Source organism: Mycobacterium sp. E740 (assembly GCF_001672895.1).
GTDB lineage: Bacteria > Actinomycetota > Actinomycetes > Mycobacteriales > Mycobacteriaceae > Mycobacterium.
In genome coordinates, this window is sequence record NZ_LZKP01000156.1 from 1 (window position 1) to 5,427 (window position 5,427).

Here is a 5,427-nt window from a genome sequence, read left to right on the forward strand (position 1 = left end):
CGGCCGGACGGCCAGTCGGCGATGTCGTCGATCACCGGCGCCGCGCCCAGTGTGCCGGCCGCGAGCCTGCCGGCCGGTTCCGTCGAACAGGTCGCCGCGAAAGTGGTGCCCAGCGTCGTGAAGCTCGAGACCGACATGGGCCGCGCTTCCGAAGAGGGGTCCGGCGTCGTCCTGTCCTCCGACGGGTTGATCCTGACCAACAACCACGTGGTGTCGGCAGCGCAGGGCGCCCCCGGCGGGGGCCCGCCTGCCGGAAAGACCAAGGTGACGTTCGCCAACGGACGCACCAGCCCGTTCACCGTCGTCGGCACGGACCCGAGCAGTGACATCGCCGTCGTGCGGGCGCAGGGTGTCTCCGACCTGACGCCGATCACCATCGGCTCCTCGGCCGATCTGCGGGTCGGCCAGGACGTCGTCGCCGTCGGTTCGCCGCTCGGGCTGGAGGGCACGGTGACCACCGGCATCATCAGCGCGATGAACCGGCCGGTCGCCGCGAGCGGTGACGCCAAGAACCAGAACACGGTGCTCGACGCGATCCAGACCGACGCGGCGATCAACCCCGGCAACTCCGGTGGTGCGCTGGTCAACATGAACGGTGAGCTCATCGGCATCAACTCCGCCATCGCGACGCTGGGCGCCGACGCGGGCCCGCAGGCGCAGAGCGGTTCGATCGGCCTCGGCTTCGCCATCCCGGTCGACCAGGCCAAGCGGATCGCCGACGAGTTGATCAAGAACGGCACCGCCGCCCACGCCTCGCTCGGCGTGCAGGTGGGCAACGACGCGTCCATCGACGGAGCGCGAATCGTCGAGGTCACCAACGGTGGGGCCGCCGCGGCGGCGGGCCTGCCCAGCGGTGTGGTCGTCACGAAGGTCGACGACAGGGTGATCGGCAGTGCCGACGCGCTCGTCGCGGCCATCCGGTCACGCGCGCCGGGCGAGAAGGTCACGCTGTCCTATCTGGACCCGGGCGGTAAGCCGCAGACGGTTCAGGTCACCCTCGGCAAGGCTCAGCAGTGAGCACCCCTCCGGGTTCGACCACGCTGAGAGTGGCCGCGCCGCTGTCCGCTGCCACATATACGGTTGCAGTCATGGAACAGCCAGGGGAGTTGGTCGGCCGGGCACTCGTCGTCGTGGTCGATGACCGCACCGCACACGGCGAGGAGGACCACAGCGGTCCGCTGGTCACCGAGTTGCTCGGCGAGGCGGGCATCGTCGTCGACGGTGTCGTGGTCGTCTCGTCCGATGAGGTCGAGATCCGCAACGCTCTCAACACCGCGGTGATCGGCGGGGTGGACCTGGTGGTGTCCGTCGGCGGCACCGGTGTCACGCCTCGCGACGTCACCCCCGAAGCCACCCGCGACATCCTCGATCGCGAACTGCTCGGCATCTCCGAAGCGCTGCGCGCCTCCGGCCTCTCGGCAGGCATCATCGAGGCCGGGGTGTCGCGCGGTCTGGCCGGTATCTCGGGCAGCACGCTCGTGGTGAACCTCGCCGGTTCGCGTGCAGCGGTACGCGACGGCATGGCGACGCTCGGACCGCTGGCGGTCCAGATCATCGGCGAGTTGTCGAGCCTCGAAATCTGACCACCAGCAGCGCCCGATGGCGTCGAATGTGATCTTCGTCACAGCGGAGGGCCACAATGGCTGACCGGCCGAAGCCCCGCCGGGACGCGATCGACGCCGTTTTCGGCGAGGAGCTGCCGCAGGCCTCCACGGACGAGCGAGACAACGCTTCACCCCACGAAGATGCCGAGCGTGACCGCTGGTTACTGGAAAACCTTCCGCCGCACCATCTTTGACGAACCGCCGCCGACTTAGGCCAGCCACGCCTCAGTCTCCCGCCGGCGCGCGCGGCCGCGTGGTGATTGGACCCGATCCGATGTCGGTGTTACGCGCAGGTAACCGAGCGTCCCGCCACCGCTGCGCCGCCTTCGGGGCGGTCCGACAGGTGCCGTAACGCCGCGCACACCTGCGACGATCATCCGTTGCCGGGCTGGTGCCCGACCGCTATGTTCCTCGTGTCAACGATGACCAGCGGCCATGTCGGTTAGCGGTAGGGCCAGGAACTGAACAACGGAGCACGGTGAGCCGAGGGCTGACCGCCGACATAGCTGGAGCGAACATGAGGGTATTCAGTCGGGTACTGGTCGTGGTGGTGGCGGCCATTGCGTCGTTGTTCGTGGGTACCGGCACGTCTCATGCCGGGTTGGACAACGAGTTGAGCTTGGTTGACGGCCATGATCGGACGTTGACGATTCAGCAGTGGGACACGTTTCTCAACGGGGTGTTTCCGTTGGATCGCAACCGGTTGACGCGCGAGTGGTTTCACAGTGGCCGGGCGAAGTACAACGTGGCGGGTCCGGGTGCTGATGAGTTCGAAGGCACGTTGGAGTTGGGGTATCAGATCGGGTTTCCGTGGTCGTTGGGTGTGGGGATCAACTTCAGCTACACCACGCCGAACGTGTTGTTCGACCAGGCGCCGTTGATCGGTACGGGTGCTATTGCCGGTGGTGCGGGGTTCATCACCACGCCGAACCTGTTTCCGGGTGTGTCGATCAGTGCCGATCTCGGGAACGGTCCGGGTATTCAGGAGGTTGCGACGTTCTCGGTGGACGTCGCGGGTCCCAGTGGTGGTGTGGCGGTGTCGAATGCGCATGGCACGGTGACCGGTGCGGCCGGTGGGGTGTTGTTGCGTCCGTTCGCGCGGTTGATCTCGAAGGCGGGCGACAGCGTGACCACTTATGGCGAGCCCTGGAACATGAACTGAGACTTCTCTAGGCAGACGCGACGGCCCCCAGGACTTCCCGGGGGCCGTCGTCGTTTCATCGGACGTGGCGGCGAGATTGCCGGTTGGTGAACAAAGAAATACGTTTGCTGGTGAGCTCGATCACAGCCGCATCGATGCGCGGCAACCAACTGCGACCGCCATAGCCCGGTGCGGCGCGGCAGCACACAGGAGCCCTTCTCCCCAACGACGTAGAACAACGACCTCGGCCACACTGGACACCTCGGGAGCAGCGCGAATATTTTTGACACAAGCGTTAATCGCGCGAGGATTCGATTCCAGCACATCGTCTGCTGTGACAGCAGACACTCGAATCCGGGACGCGCTCGCGTTGCCGGTTCGCTGCCGCCCCGTTATGTTCTGCCTGTCAACAAGTGAGCGAAGCGTAAGAGCAGTGTGTGTGGTCTCTCATTTGCGTCGCATGCGGCTCGTGCGTCGTGGTGGCGGAAACGCCGGCACCGACTGACAACAGTTGCGGGTCCAACAAGGGGACGCGCATCGACATGGCTAGGGAGAACATGAGGGTATTCAGTCGGGTGCTCGTTGTGGTGGTGGCGGCCATTGCGTCGTTGTTCGTGGGTACCGGCACGTCTCATGCCGGGTTGGACAACGAGTTGAGCTTGGTTGACGGCCATGATCGGACGTTGACGATTCAGCAGTGGGACACGTTTCTCAACGGGGTGTTTCCGTTGGATCGCAACCGGTTGACGCGCGAGTGGTTTCACAGTGGCCGGGCGAAGTACAACGTGGCGGGTCCGGGTGCTGATGAGTTCGAAGGCACGTTGGAGTTGGGGTATCAGATCGGGTTTCCGTGGTCGTTGGGTGTGGGGATCAACTTCAGCTACACCACGCCGAACGTGTTGTTCGACCAGGCGCCGTTGATCGGTACGGGTGCTATTGCCGGTGGTGCGGGGTTCATCACCACGCCGAACCTGTTTCCGGGTGTGTCGATCAGTGCCGATCTCGGGAACGGTCCGGGTATTCAGGAGGTTGCGACGTTCTCGGTGGACGTCGCGGGTCCCAGTGGTGGTGTGGCGGTGTCGAATGCGCATGGCACGGTGACCGGTGCGGCCGGTGGGGTGTTGTTGCGTCCGTTCGCGCGGTTGATCTCGAAGGCGGGCGACAGCGTGACCACTTATGGCGAGCCCTGGAACATGAACTGAGACTTCTCTAGGCAGACGCGACGGCCCCCAGGACTTCCAGGGGGCCGTCGTCGTTCGGTCGTCAGGATTTGTCGGCGCTGGTGGTCTTCGCGGTGTCGGGGTCCGGTCCGGTGCCCGGACCCGCGCTGTGCGCGCCCGACGACGACGAGCCGTTCGTCTCGGCGAGGATGTTGCGGATCTCGGTCAGCAGCGACAGCTCCGTGTCTTGCGCCTGCTCGACCTCACCTTTCTTGCGCAACCGGTTGTAGGGCATGACGACGAGGAAGTACACCACCGCGGCGACGAGGATGAAGTTGATCGCCGCCGACAGCAGCACGTTGAGGTCGATGGTCTGCCCGCCGCCGATCCCGATGCGCAGGACGCCGTAGTCCGATTCGCCTCCCGCGCCGATGCGGTTGATCAGCGGTTGGATGATGCTGTCGGTGAACTTGGTGACCAGGGCGGTGAACGCGGTGCCGATCACCACCGCGACCGACAGGTCGACGATGTTTCCCCGGGCGAGAAATTCCTTGAAGCCCTTCAGCATCCTCTTCGATCCTCTCTGCAGTTGTGTGCGGTCGACAGTTACGCAGGCTAGTTGCGTCGGCATGGCAGGGGAGCGGAATGCCCGAGCGAAGGTGTCGTCCTCAGTGCAATGTGAGCGTCACCGTCTGGATCAGCGTCGCGGCCGCCACGTCGTTCGCCGCGTGAGCGGGCAGCGCGACGAGGACCACCCGGCCAGACCCTCCGGCAACGCCGGAAGACTTCTCGGAGACCAGGACGACGACGGCGTCGGTCGCGACAACCCTTGGCCGGGCGTCGGTTTCGGCCGCGGCCTGTGGGCCGGCGGCCAGGACGTCGACCACGTCGCCGGGGCGGATCAAGTCGAGCACCGCGGTCTCGTGAAGGGACAACGGCACGATGCGCGCCGTCGGGCCGACCGCCGCTTCGGCCAGCCGCGGACTCAGCAGGCGAACGTCGGTGAGGGTTTCGCCGCGACGCGCGGGACCGGCCAGCGTCGTGCCGACAACCGCATCGACATCGGACTGTAATCCATCGGGAATAGTTGTGGCACTGATGTTTTCGAGACGGACATCGTCGGCGGTGAGTTCCCGGCCCGGGCTCAGGTCTCGCGCCGCGACGACGGCAGCCACGAGTTGGTCATCGGGGTCGGGACGCAGTGCTGCGACGGCGGCAAGCAGAACCAGTAGGCCCGCGGCTATTCGTCGGGCCAGCAGCGCGCGTGTCCAATCGGGCCGCAGCATCTCGGCGAGCCGATGGATCGGCGACGGATCGAGTGGATGCCCCATGCCGCCAAGTTAGGCAGCAGGCCGCCCACTTCGGGCGACGTACGCGCTTGCCTGTGGATAACTTCGCGTCAGTTCGACGCGGCGGCCGCCGTGGTGGAGCTCGATGAACCCGAACCCGAACCCGAACTCGAACCCGAACTCGAGGCGGAGTCAGTCGAACCCGACGAGCCGGAGCCGGCACTCGACTTGTC

At 65.8% G+C, this 5,427-nt stretch carries 7 protein-coding genes; 5 read left to right on the plus strand and 2 right to left on the minus strand.

Going from position 1 to position 5,427, the window contains the following annotated elements; all coding sequences use genetic code 11:
* The 5 genes from A5663_RS14665 to A5663_RS14680 form a co-directional block, all read left to right on the plus strand.
* A partial coding sequence (locus tag A5663_RS14665) for a S1C family serine protease (RefSeq protein ID WP_068150244.1) occupies positions 1 to 1,017 on the plus strand: 1,017 nt, incomplete at its 5' end.
* Positions 1,018 to 1,040: 23 nt separating this feature from the next.
* Positions 1,041 to 1,583 carry a molybdenum cofactor biosynthesis protein B gene (locus A5663_RS14670; RefSeq protein WP_197503410.1) on the plus strand — a complete coding sequence of 181 codons (543 nt, stop codon included), beginning with the start codon at positions 1,041 to 1,043 and terminating at the stop codon, positions 1,581 to 1,583.
* 56 nt (positions 1,584 to 1,639) lie between these two features.
* A complete protein-coding gene (locus A5663_RS23365; protein ID WP_197503409.1) occupies positions 1,640 to 1,798 on the plus strand; it encodes a hypothetical protein in 159 nt (52 codons plus the stop codon).
* A gap of 323 nt (positions 1,799 to 2,121) precedes the next feature.
* Positions 2,122 to 2,766: an MspA family porin gene (locus tag A5663_RS14675; RefSeq protein WP_068150249.1), complete on the plus strand. Its 645-nt coding sequence runs from the start codon at positions 2,122 to 2,124 to the stop codon at positions 2,764 to 2,766.
* 536 nt (positions 2,767 to 3,302) lie between these two features.
* Positions 3,303 to 3,947: an MspA family porin gene (locus A5663_RS14680; RefSeq protein WP_068150249.1), complete on the plus strand. Its 645-nt coding sequence runs from the start codon at positions 3,303 to 3,305 to the stop codon at positions 3,945 to 3,947.
* Between the two features lie 61 nt (positions 3,948 to 4,008).
* On the opposite strand, the gene mscL is transcribed toward A5663_RS14680, so the two are convergent.
* Both mscL and A5663_RS14690 read right to left on the minus strand, forming a co-directional pair.
* A complete protein-coding gene (gene mscL, locus A5663_RS14685) occupies positions 4,009 to 4,473 on the minus strand; it encodes a large-conductance mechanosensitive channel protein MscL (protein ID WP_068150253.1) in 465 nt (154 codons plus the stop codon).
* Between the two features lie 100 nt (positions 4,474 to 4,573).
* The gene (locus A5663_RS14690) at positions 4,574 to 5,236 is read right to left on the minus strand and encodes an SAF domain-containing protein (RefSeq protein WP_068150256.1); all 663 of its coding nucleotides are present in this window, start codon (positions 5,234 to 5,236) and stop codon (positions 4,574 to 4,576) included.
* Positions 5,237 to 5,427 lie beyond the last annotated feature (191 nt).